Below are 18,343 nucleotides of genomic sequence, written 5' to 3'. Positions count from 1 at the left end.
GATGCGTGCAAGCGTTTAACTGTCGCTCAAATTTTCTTCGGCAATCGCCTGACTCAAAGCACTAATCAGTCGTTCGCTGACCTGATTGACCATGCTGACTTCACGCGCAATCGTTTGTCGCTCCAGTAAAAGGTCATAGGTCATTTTCAGGGCGCAAAGGACAATCAGGCGGTCGGTCGGGACTTTCGGATTCTCGCGGCGCATATCGGACAATGCCGCATTTAATTGATCTGCCGCTTCAATCAGCATATTGCGCTCATGCGGTTCACAGCCTAAAGAATAGGTATTCTCCAGAATCTGCACGCTTACTTTCATGGGTTCTCTGCTCATTGTTCCACCCCGCGAATGCGATCAATCATGGCCTGCTTGCGGCGATTCGCCTGATCCAGTTCTGCCTGCAAGGCATCCATGGCTTCCTGATATTCTTCCGCCTGCTTTTGCAGCGCTTGCGCATTGGCGGTAATCAATGCTTCTCTTTCTGCCGCCCATGCCGCTTTGTCATCGTCGTAACGATTGCGCCAACGTTGGTCGGCTTGCTCCAATGCGGCCCGGTATTCTTCGGCGCGTTGGGAGAGGGTTTCCTGATGCTCTTGCACGGTGAGATTATGGCGGATATTCAATTTTTCATAATCTTCCTGCAACTGGCGATAATTCTTGTTGAGGGTGCGCCATGCCTTGAGCAAAGTATTGGTCTGCTTTTCAACACGTTTTAATTCGTCTATATGTAAACGTTCCTGAACTGGCTTCATGCTGATTCCTGCCTAGGCTTAAATGACGATAATGGCAAGCCATTACCACGGTTTCATTTATACTACCATCTTTACATCATCCGGACAAAAACCATGACCGCACAACCCCGTTACGACGCCCTTGCCGACCTCATTGCCGCCCGCGAATGGTGGTTTGCCGCGAGTGAGGCGCATGGCATCCTGAGCGCGCTTATCGCCTGCAACCACGGCGGGCGCTGGCCGGAAATCCTCTTTGCGCAGGGTGAAGTGGACGCCATCGCGCATGAAGCCTTTGACCGCCTCTCGCTGCAAATCGAAGAAACGCTGGCCGCCGATGCCCTCGCCTATCAGCTGCTCTTGCCGGAAGACGGCGCCCTCGCCGCGCGTGCTGAAGCGCTGGCTGCCTGGGCGCAGGGCTTTACCGTCGCCGTGCACTGGCTGCATCCCGCGCTGGATGAGGACGCCCGCGCCTTCCTCGCCGATCTTGAAGAAATCGGCAAACTCGATTACGACCTTGAAGACAACGAAGACAACCGCCGCCAGCTCATCAGCCTCGAAGAACATTGCCGCATGGGCGCACTGCTCATCTACGCCGAATGCCACCAAAAACCGGAGCGACCCGCATGAATACTCATTGGACCCGCGAAGCGCGTTACACCGCACTCAATGCCGACAGCCGCGAACGTTACGAAGCCCTCTGTGCGCAAGCCGCCGCTAGCCCGTGGCGACAGCGCTACCACGTGCAGCCGCCTGCCGGGCTTTTGAATGACCCCAACGGTTTCTGCCACGACGGGCGCGAATATCATCTCTTTTACCAATGGTTTCCGCTCGGCCCGGTACACGGCCTCAAATACTGGCAACACCTGAGCAGCGCCGATCTCGTCCACTACCAAACGCGCGGCATCGGCATCGCACCGGATACTAAATGGGACAGCCACGGCGCCTACTCCGGCAGCGCGCTCGCCGACGGCGACGGTCTGCTCATCGCCTACACCGGCAACCACCGCACCGCCGCCTGGGAACGCATCCCCTACCAGCTCACTGCCCGCCTTGATGCGCACGGACTGCACAAACACGAACCCTTCCTCAAAGGCGCGCCCGCAGGCTACAGCGAACACGTGCGCGACCCGAAAATCTGGCGCGAGGCGGATGGCAGTTACGGCATCGTCCTCGGCGCGCAGCGCGACAACGAAAGCGGCACCGCCCTCTACCTCACCTCCACCGACGCCCAAACCTGGCAACTGCGCGGCGAAATCGACTTCGCCCTGCCTGGTTTCGGCTACATGTGGGAATGCCCGGACTACTTCCCGCTCGCCGGGCGCGACGTCTTCCTCTGCTGCCCGCAAGGCCTGCCTGCCGACGGCGACCGCTACCGCAACATTTACCAGTCCGGCTACTTCCTCGGCACGTTTGACAAAGCCGCCTGCCGCTTTAACCACGACGGCTTCCGCGAACTCGACCACGGTTTTGACTACTACGCACCGCAAAGCACCCTCGGCGCGGACGGCGAGCGCCTGCTCATCGGCTGGATGGGATTGCCCGACACCACTTGCCCCAGCGCGCGCGACGGCTGGGCGCATTGCCTCACCCTGCCGCGCGTGCTGACCATAGAAGACGGCCAACTGCGCCAGCGCCCGCTGCCCGCGCTTGACCGCCTGCGCGGCGAAGGCGCGCACGACGGCATCCACTACGAGCTCAACCTCGCCAACCCGCAGAACCACCCCTTCATCCTCACCCTGCGCGCGGGCGCGAGCGCCAAGACCGTGCTGACCTACAACGGCGAAGCGCTCATCTTCGACCGCAGCCAAAGCGGCGCGCTGCCCGAACCGGAAAAAGACGCGCCCGGCAAAGGTGGCCATATCCGCCGTCTGGCGCTGACGCAGCTGCACAGCTTGCGCATCTACGCGGACACCTCCTCGCTGGAAATCTTCATCAACGACGGCGAAGCGGTGATGACCGGCGCCATCTACCCGCCCGCCGACGCCACCGGCCTGCACGTCGCTGCGGCTGACGATGCGACGGTGACGATTTACCCGATTCTCTAAACCCCGCCGCGTTTAGCGCGACCGGCCAATTCCTATTCAAAGCGGCGGGGAAAACAGCGCCCCCGCCGCCATTCCCTTATAATCACTAAAAAATCCAAAAACTCACACCCACCGCGCATTTATCCACCACCGGAGAACATCATGTCCCTCTACGCCATCGGCGAAGCCCTGATTGACTTCGTCCCCAGCCGCCCGGGCAAGCCCGACGCCGACATCCGCTACACCCCGGCGGTCGGCGGCGCGCCGCTCAACGTTGCCGCCGCTTATGCCCGCCTCGGCGGCAAAAGTTACATTCTGAGCCAGGTCGGCGAGGATGCTTTCGGCGAGCAGATTGCCGCCACCGCGCAGGCGGCGGGCGTCGATACCCGTTACCTGAAGCGCAGCCGTGAGGCGAAAACGGCGCTGGCCTTCGTTACCCTGCATGACAACGGCGAGCGCGAGTTTGCCTTCTACCGCGACCCGTCCGCCGATATGCTCTACGCCGCCGACAACCTCGCCGCGATTGCGCCGCAGCCGGGCGACATCCTCCACTATTGCTCGGTGTCGCTCACCCCCTGCCCGATGCGTGAGGCGCACCGCGTTGCCATCGAGCGCTTCCGCGCAGCAGGCGCGCTGATTAGCTTCGACATCAACCTGCGTCTGCCGCTGTGGAAAAATCCCGCCGACCTCCATGCCGCCGTGCAGGAATATCTGCCGCTGGCGGACATCATCAAGATTTCCGACGATGAACTGGAATTTGTCACCGGCGAACGCGACCCGGCGCGCGGCATCGGGCAGTTGCACCGTGGCGCGGTCAAGCACGTCATCTACACCCGTGGCGCACAGGGCGCGGCGTGGTACGACGCCAGCGGCCAGCGCGGCGCGGTCGATGCTTACAAAGTGCAGGCGCTGGACGCCACCGGCGCGGGCGATGCCTTCATCGGCGGCCTGCTCGCGGAAATGAGCCGCCTCAACCTTGACCTGCAACAGGCACTTGCTGACGAACACATCGCCGCCCTGCTGCGCCACGCCGCTGCCGTCGGCGCGATTACCACCCTGCAACGCGGCGCGATTAACAGCATGCCCGACCGCGCCCGCCTGCAACAATTCCAAAAGGAGAACCACCATGAGTGAATACCGCCAGACCGCTGAAGCCATCATCGCCGCCGTCGGCGGCCGCGACAACATCGCCGCCGCGACGCACTGCGCCACCCGCCTGCGCATGGTCTTGAAAGACGAGAGCAAAATCGACAAGGCCGCCGTGGACGCCATCCCGCTCGCCAAAGGCAACTTCCTCACCGCCGGACAATTCCAGATCATCCTCGGCACCGGCACGGTCAATAAAGTTACCGCTGAGCTGCTTGACCTCACCGGCGTCAAACAAGTCAGCACGCAGGAGGCGAAAGACCTCGGCGCGGCGAAGGGCAACCTGCTGCAACGCTTCGTCAAAACCCTATCGGACATCTTCGTCCCCATCATCCCCGCCATCGTCGCCGGCGGTTTGCTGATGGGGCTGAACAACGTCCTCACCGCGCATGACCTCGTCATCAAGGGCAAAACGCTGATAGAGGCCTACCCGCAGTGGGCAGGACTGGCGGAGATGATCAACACCTTCGCCAACGCGCCCTTCGTCTTCCTCCCCATCCTCATCGCCTTCTCCGCCACCCGCATTTTCGGCGGCAACCCCTACCTCGGCGCGGTGCTCGGCATGATCATGGTGCACCCCGACCTCACCAACAACTATGCCCTCGCGCAAGCGACCGCCGACGGCACGCTGCAATACTGGAATATTCTTGGCTTCAGCGTCGCCAAAGTCGGCTACCAGGGTACGGTGCTGCCCATCCTCGTCTGTAGCTGGATACTCGCCAAACTGGAACGCAGCCTGCGCCGCGTCATCCCGGCAAGCGTCGATTTGCTGCTGACGCCGCTCTTGGCCATCTTCATCACCGCGCTGCTCACCTTCACCATCGTCGGGCCTGCGACGCGCGACGCCGGTATCGCCTTCACCGACGCCATCCAGTGGCTGTACAACACCGCCGGCGTCTTGGGCGGCGCCATCCTCGGCGGCCTCTACGCGCCGGTCGTCATCACCGGCATGCACAACAGCTTCATCCCGGTCGAAACCCAGCTCATCGCCGACATCGCCAACACCGGCGGCACCTTCATCTTCCCCATCGCCGCGATGAACAACATCTCGCAAGGCGCGGCCGCCTTCGGCGCGCTTTTCTGCACCAAAGACGCCAAACTGAAAGGCGTCGCCTCCGCCTCCGGCATCTCCGCCGTGCTCGGCATCACCGAACCGGCGATGTTCGGCGTAAACCTGCGCCTGCGCTACCCCTTCTACGCCGCCCTCATCGGCACCGCCTGCGCCAGCGCCTACATCACCCTCTACCACACCAAAGCCGTCGCCCTCGGCGCAGCGGGCATCCCCGGCATCATCTCTATCGGCGCGCAATACCTGACGCCGTACATCGTCGGGATGGTGATCGCCTTCGCCATCACCTTCAGCCTTACCCTTGTCTTCTCACGCAGCCGCTACAACCCGGAACGCCTCGCGCCGGTAGCACCTGCCCCGGTTGCGCCCGCCACGCCTGCGGAAAAACCCGCGCCCGCGCCGGATGCCGACCCCATTCCCGCCGAATGGCAAATGCCGCTGCAAGGCCGCGTTCTTGCCGCCAGCGACATCCCCGACCCCGCCTTCGCCGCGAACGCCTTAGGCGCGAGCTTCGCCATTGACCCGACGGGCGGCGACGGCATCGTCCGCGCGCCCGCCAACGGCAGCGTCGCCACCATCTTCCCCACCCGCCACGCGATAGGACTGGAAACCGACAACGGCCTGGAAATCCTCATCCATATCGGCATCGACACCGTCAAACTGAGCGGCGAAGGCTTCACCGTGCTGGTCAAAGAAGGCGAGCGCATCACCGTCGGGCAGGAACTGGTGAAAGTCGATCTCGCCGCCATCGCCGACAAAGTGCCGAGCCTCGTTACGCCCGTCATCTTCACCGCCTACGACGAAGGACAGACGGTAGAAATTGAAAACGGCAGGCCGAAAATTGTGCATTAAGACTGCCGCTCAATATCTATAGAAAAGCCCGCATCGCGGGCTTTTCTTTTTCATACATTCAGCAGCCAAAACAAATAAAAACTCACGGCCATTTCCTGTTAATTAAGCGTAAAAATGACCGCAAAAAAACGACAAAAAAACCGCATAAAAAACGATAACAACAAAACCCCAAGCAGCCCCACAACCGCGCACCCTGACAGCGAATTAACCCTCATTGAAAAACCAGGCGTTTTTGCAACCCTGTTACGGGAAGAACAGCGCGCCCGTGCTAGAATGACATTCTCCTGTTCAGAAATGGCGGGGAATGTCCAGATGAAATAGCGATGCCATATCTGGCAAAAAACCATGCAAAATAAGATTAAAAAATCCCATTGCATTTTGAACCCCACAAACATCCATGAACAGAAAAATCACCCTAAAACACCATTTGCAAGAGAAGTATTTATGCACGACAAACACATCCGTATTCTGGCCATAGTTGCCACCATTGCCGCAATCTGTATGTACACATCCTATATTTTCCAGATTCAGGAGAATCTCGCCGGACATAAAGCCAGCCCCATCCAGCCGCTTTGCGCCGCGATTAACTGCACGCTGTGGGTGGCTTACGGACTGTTCAAAACGCCGCGCGATTTGCCCGTCGCCATCGCCAACGCGCCCGGCATCGTCCTCGGCATCATCACCTGCATCACCAGTTTTTAAGCCGCCACAAGACACGCGCAAGGCTTAAAAGAAAACCGACGGCTCTTGCGGCGCGCGCGGTTATCATCAAGCACTTGCCGACATTGTCCTGCTATACTGACGCCAAATCCGCTACTGACTTTTCTTGGGAGAATCGTGCTCCGTCTGATGTAAGCAGTGGCGGATTTTCTTTTCCCCTGCCAGCGCAATATTAACCCTGTCTTAGTTATGGATTTTCCAGAAAATTTCGCCGTGCGTTCGCGAAATAAGGCTATAATTGTTAAAAATTTTCACCTTTTTACGTCACAAGGAATCATTATGAAAAATCTGGAAAATTTTCTTAAATCCATCCGCAGCGACGCCATTTACGACAAACAGGAGCTGTTCAGCGGCATTGGCAAACTGCTGAAATCCAACGCGGCGCTGATTACCGTACTGTCGCTCATCAACAAATGTCCGCGCAGCCGCATCATCGCCTATACCGCCGAGAGCCTGCCGCCGAAGACTTATGCCGAACTGGTCGAGCAGGCAAAAGTCGCCATCAGCCACAGCTCGCCCATCCAGCAGTCTATCCATCGTGATGTTTACATTGCAGAAAAAGGCGATGTGGACTGGCTGATGATTATTCAGGAAGGCGAAGGCGATGACGCCAATTTCTTGGTGTTTTATTGAAAATTCTGGTGCAAACGCCTCGTTTGTTCCAAATTTCCATATTGCTCACCCCCTCCCCTCCCCCGCTGCGGGCTTCGCCCTGCAAGGGAGGGCGATAAAAAAGCCCCGTCCTGCGGGGCTTTTTCTTTGCCGGAGCGCTTATTGCAGGCGGTCGGCAATGGCGGGAATTTGCGCGATGGCGTCCAGTTGTGCCTTGGCGCCATTGAGGTCGCCCGCATTGACCGCTTCGCGCAGGGCGGCGATGTCTTCGCGGAACTGCACCCGTTGCGCTTTCAGCCCCTTGCGCGACAGCGCGCGTTCTCCGGCGGCTTTGAAGCGGCGCAATGGAGCGTCCATCGCTTCCGGCGTATCTGCCGCCTGTAAGGCGGCGAAGCTGTCCTGCAGCTGTGAAGCACGCGCGCCGCTGTCTGCCGGAGCGGGATCTGCCCGCCCGCCGCGCTTGCTGGTGTCCTGCCATTCCTGCACGTTGGCCACCGGCTGCGAGGTTTCGGTGCTGGTTTGCCCGTTGACAGTACGCTCGGTGATAACGGTAGTCGTGGTCGTTACCTTGGACGGCGGTTGCGGCTGGGCGCGATCGACGGCGTTGCCGTCTGCCAGCGCGGGCGTGCCGAGAATCATCAGTGTCAAAACAAGTGATTTTTTCATGGTTCACCTCATTTAGTGTGCGCCTGAGGAAATTCAGACGCGGCAACCTTAGCACGCCTTCGTGAACGTCAGCTTAACGCCACATTACTCATTATAATGACCGCATGAAACACATCCTGCTCATCGAAGACGACCCCGCCATCGCCGACCCGCTCAGCTACGCCCTTGCGCGCGAACAGTGGCAAGTGGTGTGGCACGACACCGGCATCGCCGCGCTCGCCGCCCTGCAGGCACAACGCTTTGATTGCATCGTGCTGGACGTCGGCCTGCCCGATACCGACGGCTTTGAACTCTGCCGCCGCATCCGCCAGCAATGGACGACGCCGCTCATTTTCCTGAGCGCGCGCAACGAGGAAATCGACCGCATCGTCGGCCTTGAACTGGGCGCGGACGATTACTGCGGCAAGCCCTTCAGCAACCGCGAACTCATCTCGCGCATCAAAGCCGTCTGCCGCCGCAGCAACGAGACGGAAACCGCCAGCGTCTGGCAGCACAACGACAGCGCGCAAACCATCAGCTACCACGGCACGACGCTGGATCTCACCCGCTACGAATACCGCCTGCTGCGCCACCTGCTCGCCCATCCCGGACAAACGTTTGACCGCGACCAATTGGTGAACACCCTCTGGGACCACCCCGACCACATCGACAACCGCACCGTGGACAGCCACATCAAAACCCTGCGGCAAAAACTGCGCGCGATTGCGCCCGACGCCGACCCCATCCGCACCCGCCGTGGCTACGGCTATCATCTGGAACTCTGACCATGCCCAACGATTCCCACCGTTTTTGCGTGGCGCCGATGCTGGATTGGACGACGCCAGAATGTCGCGCGCTGCATCGTCTTTTTACCCGCCGCGCCCTGCTGTACACGGAAATGGTGACCACCGGCGCGCTGATTTACGGCGACGCCGAGCGCCATTTGCAGCACCACGGCGACGCGCCCTGCGCCTTGCAACTGGGCGGCGGCGAGCCGGAAGCGCTGGCACACGCCTGCGCCATCGCCCTGCCCTACGGCTATCAAGAAATCAATTTAAACGTCGGCTGCCCCAGCGACCGCGTGCAGAACAACCGCATCGGCGCCTGCCTGATGGACGACGCCGCGCTGGTCGCCGAATGCGTGAGTGCGATGCAGGCAGCGGCGGGCGCGGTACCCGTTACCGTCAAGCACCGCCTCGCCATTGACGAGCAGGACGAGCGCGAGGTATTTCATTTCGTTGAAACCGTCGCCAGCCGCAGCCCCTGCCGCGTTTTCATCATTCACGCGCGCAAGGCGTGGTTGCAGGGGCTTAGCCCGAAGGCAAACCGCGATGTGCCGCCGCTCAACTATCCGCTGGTTTACGAGGTCAAGCGGCGTTTTCCGGAGCTTACCATCGTCATCAACGGCGGTATCGGCGATCTCGCGCAATGCCAGGCGCATTTGCAACACGTCGATGGCGTCATGCTCGGCCGCGCTGCCTACCAGAATCCGGAACTGCTGCTTCTCGCCGATACCCTCTACGGCGAGGCCGCGCAAACGCTGGATGCCGTGCTGCCGCGTATCCGCGCCCTCATCGCAGAACGTCTGGCGCGCGGCGAAGTGCTTTCGCATTACACCCGCCACCTGCTCGGCCTTTTCCCCGGCGTGCGCGGCGCCAAAATATACCGCCGTATTTTGAGCGAGGACGCGCGCTCGCCGGATGCCGGTATCGCCGTTTTCGAGCGCGCGCTGGCGGCGGTCGGGCATATCTGAAAAAAACGTAAATGACCGACAAAACGACAAAAACTTTACCATTTTGGTATCATGCGCGCCTTTCACCGCCCCCCTATATAACAGACCCTCATGACCCTCTCGCTGCTGCAAGCCTTCTTTTTTGACTACGGCTATTACGCCGTTTTCGGTGTCCTTGTCCTCTGTGGCATGGGATTGCCCCTGCCGGAAGATATCACCCTCATCGCCGCTGGCATCATCTCGCAGCTAGGCGAGCAAAACGTCCACGTCATGCTGGTGGTTGCGTACTTCGGCGTCCTCTGCGGCGACTGGATGATGTACCTCATCGGCTGGAGATTTGGCCCGCATCTGCGCCAGTCGCGCTGGTTTTCTAAACTGCTGACACCAGAGCGGATGATTCAAACCGAGACCCTCTTTCACCGCTACGGCAGCCGCCTCGTCTTCTTCGCCCGCTTTCTGCCTGGCCTGCGCGCGCCCATATACGTCATGACCGGCATCACTCGCCGCGTCAGCTTCTGGCGCTTCACCCTGATGGACGGCCTCGCCGCCCTTCTCTCCATCCCGGTTTTTGTCTATATCGGCTACTACGGCGCGGAAAACCACGAATGGATGCTGAAAAAAATGCACGAATTCAAATACGCGACCATCGCGCTCTTTCTCGTCATCGCCGGGGTTATCGCCTATTACGTTTGGCGCCGCCGCCGCCGCCGCGCCTATTTCCGCACCACCCGCGCTCGCCTGCGCGCCGAACGCAAACGCGCCGCCAGCATCAGTCTCAACAAAAACGCCGGATAATCCGGCGTTTTTTTATGGCGCATCCACGATGCTGCGAAAGGTCAGATTGACGCGCGGCGCGTGTATTTTTTTGCTTTTCAGAAGGGCGTGCTGCCAGTGCGCCTGCGTGGCACCGCGCATCACGATTAGCTGTCCATGCTGCAAAAACAGCGCCACCTTCTCGCCGCCTGCTTTATGGCGGAAGGCGAATTTGCGCGTCGCGCCGAAGCTGAGCGAGGCAATGTCGGGGTTATCGCCCAGCACCGCTTCATCGTCGCTGTGCCAGCCCATGCCTTCATTGCCATCGTGGTAGAGGTTGAGCAGGCAGGCGTTGTAATGGCTGCCGCTGATGCGCTCAACCGCCGTTTTCAGCGCGCGCAGCGTATCATCCCACGGACGGGCGCGGTGGTCGCTGCCGGAGTAGCGGTAATTGAAGGGGCGGTCGCCATACCAGGCGATTTCGCGCGCGGTGGTCACGGGCTTGCCGTAAATCAGCAAACGGTCGTGTTGCCAGGGAATCTGCGTCAGTAACTGCTGCAAATAGCGGTCGGCATCCACAGCGGAAAAGCAGATGCCGTAATCGTGCAGCACGCCGTCGCGGGGCAGGAGATTGGCGGCGGGATCGGGTGCGGTTGGAAACAGATCAGGGGTTGGCATGGTCAGGATTGGACGGGGTCGGCGCTGGCCGCGGGCGCGGTTCGCCGTTTTTGCAGCCGCGCGTTGATGAGGTTTTTCGCGGCAATCAGCAGGCCGTAGCAAAGAAAGGCGCCGGGCGGCAGGGCGGCGAGGATGATGTGGTTGTCGCTGTGGTAGAGCTGAATCGTCCAGTTGATGCCGTGGCCAAAGATGCGGTCGGCACCGGCAAGCAGGGTGCCGTTGGCGAGTATTTCCCGCATAGCGCCAAGGGCGATGAGGACAAGCGCAAAGCCTGTGCCCATCGCCGCACCGTCAATGGCGGCGGGCAGGACGGCGTTTTTCGCGGCGTAGGCTTCGGCGCGGGCGATGATGACGCAGTTGGTGACAATCAGCGCGAGGTAGATGCCGAGCGACTGGTAGAGCGGGTAGGCGAGCGCCTGGATGAGGATTTCAACAACGGTAACCGCGCCCGCGATGAGCAGCACGAACACCGGAATGCGGATTTCCGGACGCAGCCAGCGGCGGGTGGCGGCAACGAGGGTGTTGGAAAGCGTCAGGACGAAGATGGTCGCCATGCCGAGACCAAGGGCGTTGATGGTGTCGGTCGAGGTGGCGAGCAGCGGGCAAAGGCCGAGGATTTGCACCAGGGCGGGGTTGTTGTGCCAGAGGCCGTTGGCGAGGGTTTTGCGGGTTTCGGGGGTCATGGCGGGGCGGGGTTATGGTTCTTGTGCGGCGCGCAGCACGCTGCCGATTTGGTTGGTGACGGCGCGCGGGGTGATGGTCGCGCCGGTGAAGCTGTCGATGTCGCCGCCGTCTTTTTTCACGGCAAAGCGGGTGTTTTCCAGTGTTTTTCCCGCGAATTGCAGTATCCACGGGTGTATGCGCGCCTCGATTTTGTCGCCCAAGCCGGGGGTTTCTTTGTGGGCGAGGACGCGCACGCCGAGCAGGGTTTTGTGGTCGGGGGCGATGCCGATGAGCAGTTTGATTTCGCCGTTGTAGCCTTTGTAGGTGCTGGTTTGGTAGTAGCTGCTGCCGTCGGCGGCGGTGTAGCGCTGTGCCGGTTGGCCTTCGATGGTTATGGTTTCGGGGTGGTCGAGCAGCGCGGGGTCTATGTCGGGGCTGATTTCGCGGAACTGGGCGATTTTGGCGTTGCGCTCCTGGGTTTCGATGCGGCTTTTCGCAGCAAACCAGGCGATGCTGACGGCGGCGAAGGTGATGGCGGCGTAGGCGGCGAGGCGCAGGGCGGCGGTAAGCGGGGTTTTCATCGGTAACGCGGTTGGGTGAGCGGGTCTATTAGCGGCACGAGGCCGTTGGCGATGAGGATGGCGAAGGCGACGCCATCGGGAAAGTTGCCAAGGTTGCGGATGGCAATGGCGAGCGCGCCGACGAGGATGCCGTAGAGAAAGCGGCCGCGCGGCGTGGTTGCGGCGGTAACCGGGTCTGTTGCGATAAAGCAGGCGCCGAAGATGATGGCGCCGCTCATCAGCTGGCTGTAGGGGTTGAGCGCAAACGGCATCGCCAGCCAAAAGGTGAGGGCGGCGGCGGTGGCGCCGATGAGGGTCGAGACGAGCAGGCGCCAGTCGGCGGCGCGGGTGGTGGTCAGCCAGATGCCACCGGTGAGCCAGGCGAGGTTGAGCAGTTGTTGTTGCCACGGCGGGTAGAGGGCAGCAAGCGGCTCGCCCGCGATGCGCAGGATGCGGCTGTGGTCGAGCAGGGTGGCGGCGCTGGTGGCGTCCACGCTGAACAGGGAGACGGGCGCGGCGGGCATGCCGCTCATTTGCGCGGGAAAGCTGATGAGCAGCACGGCAAAGCCGACCATTGCCGGGTTGAACGGGTTTTGCCCGAGGCCGCCGTAGAGGTGTTTGCCGAGGAGGACGGCGAAGGCGATGCCGACGAGCGGTATCCACCACGGCGCGAGTACCGGCAGCGACAGGGCGAGCAGCACGGCGGTCACGAGGACGCTGCCGTCGCGCAGCGGGGCGTAGGGCTTGCGCCGTAGCCAGAGGACGGCGGCTTCAAGCGCGTAGGCGGCGGCAATGGTCAGCACCAGTTGGCCGAGCCAGCGGCTGCCCTGCCAGTAGAGGAGGACGAGGACGCCGGGCAGGGTCGCAGCCGCCACTTGCAGCATGACGCGGCGCAAGGGTGGCGCGGTGTGGAGATAGGGCGAGGTGGACGGGGTCATTTGTGCTCGTCCGGCTGCGGACGGATGGGGATGGCGGTGTCGCGCATGTGTTGTTTGAGTTTGGCGTGGGCGATGCGGCGCTCTTCGCTTTTGGCACGGGCGGCGGCGAGTTTGGCGTCGCGGGCGGTTTTGTCGTCGTTGTCTGGCGGGGTCATGGAGGTCTCGGCTTGTGCTTCGGTTTGTGGGAGGGTTATGGGTTGTCCGGTTGGCGCTTCGCCGTTTTGGGCAAGACGCGCGGTTTTGCGCGCGGCGGCGCGCACTTTCGCCGCTTCGATGGCGGCAGTTTTGGCGTCGTCGGGCGGGAGTTGGTGCGGGGCGGGCTCTTTGTCCTCGTTCTTTTCGCCCTCACCCCAACCCCTCTCCCAAGGGGAGAGGGGCTGTTCAGCGGGGGAAGCGGCAGCAGTTGGCGTTTCGGCTTCGCTATTTTGCGCAATACGTGCCGCTTTGCGCGCGGCGGCGCGCGCTTTTGCCGCTTCGATGGCGGCTGTGTCGGCTTCGCCGTTTTGCGCTAGACGTGCCGCTTTGCGCGCGGCGGCGCGCGCTTTCGCGGCTTCGATGGCGGCGGTTTTGGCGTCGTCGGGCGGGAGTTGGTGTGGGGCGGGCTCTTTGTCCTCGTTCTTTTCGCCCTCACCCCAACCCCTCTCCCAAGGGGAGAGGGGCTGTTCCGCAGGGGAAGCGGCAGCGGCTGGCGTTTCGGCTTCGCTATTTTGCGCAAGACGCGCGGCTTTACGTGCTGCCGCACGGGCTTTTGCTGCTTCGATGGCGGCGGTTTTGGCGTCGTCGGGCGGGAGTTGATGCGGGGCGGGTGCTGTGTCGGTGGTCGTTTCGATGTTGGCGCTGGAATCGGGAACGTTACCCCCTCCCCAACCCTCCCCCGCTGCGGGCGCTGACGCGCCCTGCAGGGGAGGGGGCAGTTCGGCGGGTCTTTCGGCGACGGTTGGCGCTTCTGCCATGGATGCACTCCCTCCCCCTGCGGGGGAGGGGTGGGGTGGGGTTGGTACATTTTGCGCCGATGCTTCTTTGTTTAACGGCTGTTGGGTGAGGCGTGCCGCTTTGCGCGCGGCAGCGCGCGCTTTCGCGGCTTCGATGGCGGCGGTTTTGGCGTCGTCGGGCGGGAGTTGGTGCGAGGCGGGTGCTGTGTCCTCGTTCTTTTCGCCCTCACCCCAACCCCTCTCCCAAGGGGAGAGGGGCTGTTCCGCGGGAGAAGCGGCAGCGGCTGGCGTTTCGGCTTCGCTATTTTGCGCAAGACGCGCGGCTTTACGTGCTGCCGCACGGGCTTTTGCTGCTTCGATGGCGGCGGTTTTGGCGTCGTCGGGCGGGAGTTGGTGCGGGGCGGGCTCTTTGTCCTCGTTCTTTTCGCCCTCACCCCAACCCCTCTCCCAAGGGGAGAGGGGCTGTTCCGCGGGGGAAGCGGCAGCAGTTGGCGTTTCGGCTTCGCTATTTTGCGCAAAACGTGCGGCTTTGCGCGCTGCGGCGCGGGCTTTTGCCGCTTCGATGGCGGCGGTTTTGGCGTCGTCGGGCAGGAGTTGGTGCGGGGCGGGCGCTGTGTCGGTGGTCGTTTCGATGTTGGCGCTGAAAGCGGGAACGCTACCCCCTCCCCTGCCCTCCCCCGCTGCGCTTCGCTGCGGGGGAGGGGGCGGTTCGGAGGGTGTTTCGGCGACGGTTGGCGCTTCTGCCATGGATGCACTCCCTCCCCCTGCGGGGGAGGGGTGGGGTGGGGTTAGCGGATTTTGTAGCGGGCTATCGTTGTTTGGCGACTGGTTAGCGAGACGTGCGGCTTTGCGCGCGGCGGCGCGCGCTTTCGCCGCTTCGATGGCGGCGGTTTTGGCGTCGTCGGGCGGGAGTTGATGCGGGGCGGGTTCTTTGTCTTCGTTCTTTTCGCCCTCACCCCAACCCCTCTCCCAAGGGGAGAGGGGCTGTTCCGCAGGGGAAGCGACAGCGGCTGGCGTTTCGGCTTCGCTGTTTTGCGCAAGACGTGCAGCTTTGCGTGCGGCAGCGCGGGCTTTTGCCGCTTCGATAGCGGCGGTTTTGGCGTCGTCGGGCGGGAGTTGGTGCGGGGCGGGCTCTTTGTCTTCGTTCTTTTCGCCCTCACCCCAACCCCTCTCCCAAGGGGAGAGGGGCTGTTCAGCGGGGGAAGCGGCAGCGGCTGGCGTTTCGGCTTCGCTATTTTGCGCAAGACGTGCCGCTTTGCGCGCGGAGGCGCGGGCTTTTGCCGCTTCGATGGCGGCGGTTTTGGCGTCGTCGGGCAGGAGTTGGTGCGGGGCGGGCGCTGTGTCGGTGGTTGTTTCGATGTTGGCGCTGGAAGCGGGAACGTTACCCCCTCCCCAACCCTCCCCCGCTGCGGGCGCTAACGCGCCCTGCAGGGGAGGGGGCATAACGGCGGTGGGTGTTTTGGCTTCGCCGTTTTGGGCGAGTCGTTCGGCGCGGCGCGCGGCAGCGCGGGCTTTTGCCGCTTCGATGGCGGCGGTTTTGGCGTCAGTGGACGATTCGGCAGCGAGGTTTGCGGACGAACCCCACCCCTGCCCCTCCTCCATGGGGGGAGGGGGAAAGTCGGCGGGGGAAGCGGTGGTTTCTTTGGCAGGCGTGTAGCGCTCCGGTTTGTCAGCGGCGGGGTTTTGTTGGAGTTTGGCGCGGCGCGCGTCCATTTGCGCCTGTCTTTCGGCGGCTTCGCGTTCGAGGCGGGCGGTGCGTGCTTCGTGGCGGGTGCGCGCGTGTTCGGCGGCGCGGGCTTTTTCGTCGGCGGCGCGGATGGCGCCTTTGCTGTGGCGGTAGTATTGGACGAGCGGTATGGCCGACGGGCAGACGGCGGCGCAGATGCCGCATTCGATGCAGTCGTAGAGGCGGTATTGTTTGAGGCGTTTGTGTTCGTCGCTTTGGCTGTACCAGAGGAGTTGTTGTGGCAGGAGTTCCATCGGGCAGGCGTCCGCACAGCGTGAGCAGCGGATGCACGGGCTTTCTTCGGCGGGTGCTATTGCGGGCAGGAGGAGCAGGCTGTTGCCGGTTTTTTGGAGCGGGGTGTCGGCGCTTATGATTTGGTAGCCCATCATTGGCCCGCCGATGATGTAGCGGTTGTCGCCTTTTTCGCCGCCCGCCTGGGCTATGAGGTCGCGCACGGGCGCGCCGGTGCGGATGCGCAGGACTTGTGGCTGGTTCACGCCTTCGCCGCTGATGGTGGTGTAGCGTTCGGTCAGGGGTTCGCCGCGGATGACGGCGTCGTACACGGCTTTCATGGTGCCGCTGTTGTGGCAGATGAGGCCGTAGTCGCTGGCGTGTTGGTCAGCGGGGACGCGCACGCCGAGGAGGAGTTCGAAGAGTTGGCGCGTGTTGCCGGAGGGGTAGCGGGTGGGGACGCTGCTGATTTTGAGGCGCGGGTCGTTGATGTCGGCGGCGGCGCGCTCCAAGGCGGCGATGGCTTGGGGTTTGTCGTCTTCGATGCCGAAGTGGATGTGTTCGGCACCGAGGATTTTGGCGGCGATTTGTGCGCCGTGGATGATGTCAGCGGCGTTTTCGCGGATTTGTAGGTCGTCGCAGGTGATGTAGGGCTCGCATTCGGCGGCGTTGATGACGAGGGTGTTTGCCGGATGGCCGAGTTTGCGCGCGGTGGGGAATCCTGCGCCGCCAAGGCCGACGATGCCGCAGGCGGCGATGCGTTCGCGCAGGGCGTCGGCGTCGGTGGTTGCGGGGTCTAGTGCGGTTAGCGGCGGTACGCTTTCGTCTTTGCCGTCGCTTGCGAGGATGAGGTGCGGCACGGGCTGGTTTGCCGGGTGCATTTCCGGGCGCGGTTCGATGGCGCGGATGGTGCCGGAGGTGGGGGCGTGGACGGGCGCGTCTTGGCTGTTTACGGGTTCGGCGAGGAGTTGGCCGCGCAGTACGCGCTCGCCGGGCGCGACTTTGGCGAGGTAGGCGCTGCCGTCGCGCTGGCGCAGGCTGATAGCGTATTCGGCGCTCAAGGCGGCTTCGCGGCTGGGCGCGCCGGTGCTCATGCTTTTGTGGCGCGGCGGGGTGATGTGCAGGCCGCCATGAAAGTGGTTTTTGGACGGCAGCAGGCGGGCTAGGAGTTTTTTGATCATGTGGGGTGGTTGGGGTCTTGCGGTTTGTCCCAGTTCCATTTTTGGTCGCGCGGTTTCATGATGATGCAGTTCACCGGGCAGGGGTCTACGCAGAGGCGGCAGCCGGTGCATTCGTCGCTGATGATGGTGTGCATTTTTTGGTTGCTGCCGAGGATGGCGTCGACCGGGCAGGCTTTGATGCATTTGGTGCAGCCGATGCACCAGTCTTCGATGATGAAGGCGACTTGCGGCGGGGTTTCGGCGCCGTTGTCGGCGTTGAGTGGTTTGGGCTCGACGCCGAGCAGTTCGGCCAGTTTTTCGACGCCTTCTTGGCCGCCCGGCGGGCATTGGTTGATGTCCGCTTCGCCTTTGGCGATGGCCTGGGCATAGGGTTTGCAGCCGGGGAAGCCGCATTGGCCGCATTGGGTTTGTGGCAGGATGGCGTCGATTTTTTCGACGAGCGGGTCGCCTTCGATTTTGTATTTTTGCGCGAAGTAGCCGAGCAGCAGGCCGCAGAGGGCGACGATGCCGAGCAGCATCAGCAGGGCGCCGGTGAGCGCCAGCGCGGTCATGCCCATCCGCCGAATCCCATGAAGGCGATGGCGAGGATGCCCGCGGTCATCAGCGCGGCAGGTGTGCCTTTGAAGGGCGCGGGGACGTCAGCGGCGTCCAGGCGTTCGCGCAGGGCGGCGAAGATGATGAGGACGAGGGTGAAGCCGACGGCAGCGCCGAAGCCGTAAAGCGCGGACTGGAGCAGGTTGTGCTGCTGGTTGGCGTTTAGGAGCGCCACGCCGAGGACGGCGCAGTTGGTGGTTATCAGCGGCAGGTACACGCCGAGCAGGCGGTGCAGTACCGGGCTGGTCTTGGCGATGAACATTTCGGTGAGGCCGACCAGCACGGCGATGGCGACGATGAAGCCGATGGTGCGCAGATAGCGCAGGCCGAAGGGTTCTAATATGTAGGTGTCGAGCAGGTAGGCGCTGACGGCGGAGAGGGTGAGGACGAAGGCGGTGGCAAGTCCCATGCCGAGGGCGGTGTCGATTTTGCGCGATACGCCCATGAACGGGCAGAGGCCGAGGAATTGGGAGAGGACGAAGTTGTTGACCAGGACGGTCGAGAGGATGATGTAGAAGTAGCTGTGTTGCACGGTTTTGGGCGCATAGTTGCGGGTTTG

General features: G+C 62.4%; 20 protein-coding genes. 10 read left to right on the top strand and 10 right to left on the bottom strand.

The window, feature by feature from the left end:
• Positions 1–15: 15 nt before the first annotated feature.
• Entirely contained in the window at positions 16–330 is a 315-nt protein-coding gene (locus EL199_RS08835) for a cell division protein ZapA (protein WP_004142196.1), read from the bottom strand.
• Positions 327–749 carry a hypothetical protein gene (locus EL199_RS08830; RefSeq protein ID WP_004142198.1) on the bottom strand — a complete coding sequence of 141 codons (423 nt, stop codon included), beginning with the start codon at positions 747–749 and terminating at the stop codon, positions 327–329. Before EL199_RS08830 ends, EL199_RS08835 begins: the two co-directional genes overlap by 4 nt.
• 93 nt (positions 750–842) lie before the next feature.
• Here EL199_RS08830 and EL199_RS08825 point away from each other — a divergent pair, with 93 nt between their 5' ends.
• From EL199_RS08825 to EL199_RS08795, 7 genes are all read left to right on the top strand, one after another.
• Complete coding sequence (locus tag EL199_RS08825) at positions 843–1,355, top strand: UPF0149 family protein (RefSeq protein ID WP_004142200.1); 513 nt, start codon at positions 843–845, stop codon at positions 1,353–1,355.
• On the top strand, positions 1,352–2,773 hold the full coding sequence (locus EL199_RS08820) for a glycoside hydrolase family 32 protein (protein ID WP_004142202.1): 1,422 nt from the start codon (positions 1,352–1,354) through the stop codon (positions 2,771–2,773). The genes EL199_RS08825 and EL199_RS08820 overlap by 4 nt, the downstream gene beginning before the upstream one ends.
• Positions 2,774–2,914: 141 nt before the next feature.
• Positions 2,915–3,886 (top strand): carbohydrate kinase family protein, encoded by a 972-nt coding sequence (locus EL199_RS08815; protein WP_004142203.1) that lies wholly within the window; start codon positions 2,915–2,917, stop codon positions 3,884–3,886.
• Positions 3,879–5,819, top strand: coding sequence for a sucrose-specific PTS transporter subunit IIBC (locus tag EL199_RS08810; protein WP_004142205.1), 1,941 nt, complete (start codon positions 3,879–3,881; stop codon positions 5,817–5,819). The genes EL199_RS08815 and EL199_RS08810 overlap by 8 nt, the downstream gene beginning before the upstream one ends.
• Positions 5,820–5,933: 114 nt before the next feature.
• Positions 5,934–6,140: a hypothetical protein gene (locus tag EL199_RS08805; RefSeq protein WP_004142206.1), complete on the top strand. Its 207-nt coding sequence runs from the start codon at positions 5,934–5,936 to the stop codon at positions 6,138–6,140.
• 123 nt (positions 6,141–6,263) lie between these two features.
• Positions 6,264–6,521 carry a SemiSWEET family transporter gene (locus EL199_RS08800; protein WP_004142208.1) on the top strand — a complete coding sequence of 86 codons (258 nt, stop codon included), beginning with the start codon at positions 6,264–6,266 and terminating at the stop codon, positions 6,519–6,521.
• 297 nt (positions 6,522–6,818) lie between these two features.
• Positions 6,819–7,172, top strand: coding sequence for a hypothetical protein (locus EL199_RS08795; RefSeq protein WP_040355587.1), 354 nt, complete (start codon positions 6,819–6,821; stop codon positions 7,170–7,172).
• A 138-nt stretch (positions 7,173–7,310) separates the two neighbouring features.
• Here EL199_RS08795 and EL199_RS08790 read toward each other — a convergent pair whose 3' ends face one another.
• Positions 7,311–7,817 carry a hypothetical protein gene (locus EL199_RS08790; protein ID WP_004142212.1) on the bottom strand — a complete coding sequence of 169 codons (507 nt, stop codon included), beginning with the start codon at positions 7,815–7,817 and terminating at the stop codon, positions 7,311–7,313.
• Positions 7,818–7,921: 104 nt separating this feature from the next.
• Between EL199_RS08790 and creB the strand changes: the two genes are divergently transcribed.
• The 3 genes from creB (at position 7,922) to EL199_RS08775 (ending at position 10,323) form a co-directional block, all read left to right on the top strand.
• A complete protein-coding gene (creB, locus tag EL199_RS08785; protein ID WP_004142213.1) occupies positions 7,922–8,581 on the top strand; it encodes a two-component system response regulator CreB in 660 nt (219 codons plus the stop codon).
• Between the two features lie 2 nt (positions 8,582–8,583).
• Entirely contained in the window at positions 8,584–9,549 is a 966-nt protein-coding gene (gene dusA / locus EL199_RS08780; RefSeq protein WP_050768102.1) for a tRNA dihydrouridine(20/20a) synthase DusA, read from the top strand.
• A gap of 90 nt (positions 9,550–9,639) precedes the next feature.
• Positions 9,640–10,323: a DedA family protein gene (locus tag EL199_RS08775; RefSeq protein WP_004142217.1), complete on the top strand. Its 684-nt coding sequence runs from the start codon at positions 9,640–9,642 to the stop codon at positions 10,321–10,323.
• A gap of 12 nt (positions 10,324–10,335) precedes the next feature.
• Here the strand turns inward: EL199_RS08775 and EL199_RS08770 are convergent, their stop codons facing one another.
• Genes EL199_RS08770 through rsxA form a run of 7 tightly spaced genes read right to left on the bottom strand, consistent with a single transcriptional unit; the run spans position 10,336 to position 18,316 of the window.
• Positions 10,336–10,959, bottom strand: coding sequence for an alpha-ketoglutarate-dependent dioxygenase AlkB family protein (locus tag EL199_RS08770; protein ID WP_004142218.1), 624 nt, complete (start codon positions 10,957–10,959; stop codon positions 10,336–10,338).
• A 2-nt stretch (positions 10,960–10,961) separates the two neighbouring features.
• Positions 10,962–11,642: an electron transport complex subunit E gene (locus EL199_RS08765; protein WP_004142219.1), complete on the bottom strand. Its 681-nt coding sequence runs from the start codon at positions 11,640–11,642 to the stop codon at positions 10,962–10,964.
• 12 nt (positions 11,643–11,654) lie between these two features.
• On the bottom strand, positions 11,655–12,203 hold the full coding sequence (locus EL199_RS08760) for an RnfABCDGE type electron transport complex subunit G (protein ID WP_004142220.1): 549 nt from the start codon (positions 12,201–12,203) through the stop codon (positions 11,655–11,657).
• Positions 12,200–13,120 carry an RnfABCDGE type electron transport complex subunit D gene (locus tag EL199_RS08755; protein WP_040355595.1) on the bottom strand — a complete coding sequence of 307 codons (921 nt, stop codon included), beginning with the start codon at positions 13,118–13,120 and terminating at the stop codon, positions 12,200–12,202. The genes EL199_RS08760 and EL199_RS08755 overlap by 4 nt, the downstream gene beginning before the upstream one ends.
• Positions 13,117–17,190: an electron transport complex subunit RsxC gene (gene rsxC, locus EL199_RS08750; protein WP_170166215.1), complete on the bottom strand. Its 4,074-nt coding sequence runs from the start codon at positions 17,188–17,190 to the stop codon at positions 13,117–13,119. The genes EL199_RS08755 and rsxC overlap by 4 nt, the downstream gene beginning before the upstream one ends.
• A complete protein-coding gene (gene rsxB / locus EL199_RS08745; RefSeq protein ID WP_004142224.1) occupies positions 17,187–17,747 on the bottom strand; it encodes an electron transport complex subunit RsxB in 561 nt (186 codons plus the stop codon). The genes rsxC and rsxB overlap by 4 nt, the downstream gene beginning before the upstream one ends.
• On the bottom strand, positions 17,738–18,316 hold the full coding sequence (rsxA, locus tag EL199_RS08740) for an electron transport complex subunit RsxA (protein WP_040355599.1): 579 nt from the start codon (positions 18,314–18,316) through the stop codon (positions 17,738–17,740). Before rsxA ends, rsxB begins: the two co-directional genes overlap by 10 nt.
• Positions 18,317–18,343: the final 27 nt, after the last annotated feature.

The sequence above is a fragment of the Cardiobacterium hominis genome (assembly GCF_900637305.1).
Classification (GTDB): Bacteria; Pseudomonadota; Gammaproteobacteria; order Cardiobacteriales; family Cardiobacteriaceae; genus Cardiobacterium; species Cardiobacterium hominis.
This window is presented reverse-complemented; position numbering and strand designations above follow the sequence as displayed.

Excerpts from the sequence above, each read along its gene's own strand:
- creB (WP_004142213.1), top strand. The coding sequence starts at position 7,922 with ATGAAACACATCCTGCTCATCGAAGACGACCCCGCCATCGCCGACCCG.
- EL199_RS08790 (WP_004142212.1), bottom strand. The coding sequence starts at position 7,817 with ATGAAAAAATCACTTGTTTTGACACTGATGATTCTCGGCACGCCCGCG.
- EL199_RS08820 (WP_004142202.1), top strand. The coding sequence starts at position 1,352 with ATGAATACTCATTGGACCCGCGAAGCGCGTTACACCGCACTCAATGCC.
- EL199_RS08795 (WP_040355587.1), top strand. The coding sequence starts at position 6,819 with ATGAAAAATCTGGAAAATTTTCTTAAATCCATCCGCAGCGACGCCATT.
- EL199_RS08815 (WP_004142203.1), top strand. The coding sequence starts at position 2,915 with ATGTCCCTCTACGCCATCGGCGAAGCCCTGATTGACTTCGTCCCCAGC.
- EL199_RS08835 (WP_004142196.1), bottom strand. The coding sequence starts at position 330 with ATGAGCAGAGAACCCATGAAAGTAAGCGTGCAGATTCTGGAGAATACC.
- dusA (WP_050768102.1), top strand. The coding sequence starts at position 8,584 with ATGCCCAACGATTCCCACCGTTTTTGCGTGGCGCCGATGCTGGATTGG.
- EL199_RS08760 (WP_004142220.1), bottom strand. The coding sequence starts at position 12,203 with ATGAAAACCCCGCTTACCGCCGCCCTGCGCCTCGCCGCCTACGCCGCC.
- EL199_RS08825 (WP_004142200.1), top strand. The coding sequence starts at position 843 with ATGACCGCACAACCCCGTTACGACGCCCTTGCCGACCTCATTGCCGCC.
- EL199_RS08830 (WP_004142198.1), bottom strand. The coding sequence starts at position 749 with ATGAAGCCAGTTCAGGAACGTTTACATATAGACGAATTAAAACGTGTT.
- rsxC (WP_170166215.1), bottom strand. The coding sequence starts at position 17,190 with ATGATCAAAAAACTCCTAGCCCGCCTGCTGCCGTCCAAAAACCACTTT.
- EL199_RS08765 (WP_004142219.1), bottom strand. The coding sequence starts at position 11,642 with ATGACCCCCGAAACCCGCAAAACCCTCGCCAACGGCCTCTGGCACAAC.
- EL199_RS08755 (WP_040355595.1), bottom strand. The coding sequence starts at position 13,120 with ATGACCCCGTCCACCTCGCCCTATCTCCACACCGCGCCACCCTTGCGC.
- EL199_RS08805 (WP_004142206.1), top strand. The coding sequence starts at position 5,934 with ATGACCGCAAAAAAACGACAAAAAAACCGCATAAAAAACGATAACAAC.
- EL199_RS08800 (WP_004142208.1), top strand. The coding sequence starts at position 6,264 with ATGCACGACAAACACATCCGTATTCTGGCCATAGTTGCCACCATTGCC.
- EL199_RS08775 (WP_004142217.1), top strand. The coding sequence starts at position 9,640 with ATGACCCTCTCGCTGCTGCAAGCCTTCTTTTTTGACTACGGCTATTAC.
- EL199_RS08810 (WP_004142205.1), top strand. The coding sequence starts at position 3,879 with ATGAGTGAATACCGCCAGACCGCTGAAGCCATCATCGCCGCCGTCGGC.
- rsxB (WP_004142224.1), bottom strand. The coding sequence starts at position 17,747 with ATGGGCATGACCGCGCTGGCGCTCACCGGCGCCCTGCTGATGCTGCTC.
- EL199_RS08770 (WP_004142218.1), bottom strand. The coding sequence starts at position 10,959 with ATGCCAACCCCTGATCTGTTTCCAACCGCACCCGATCCCGCCGCCAAT.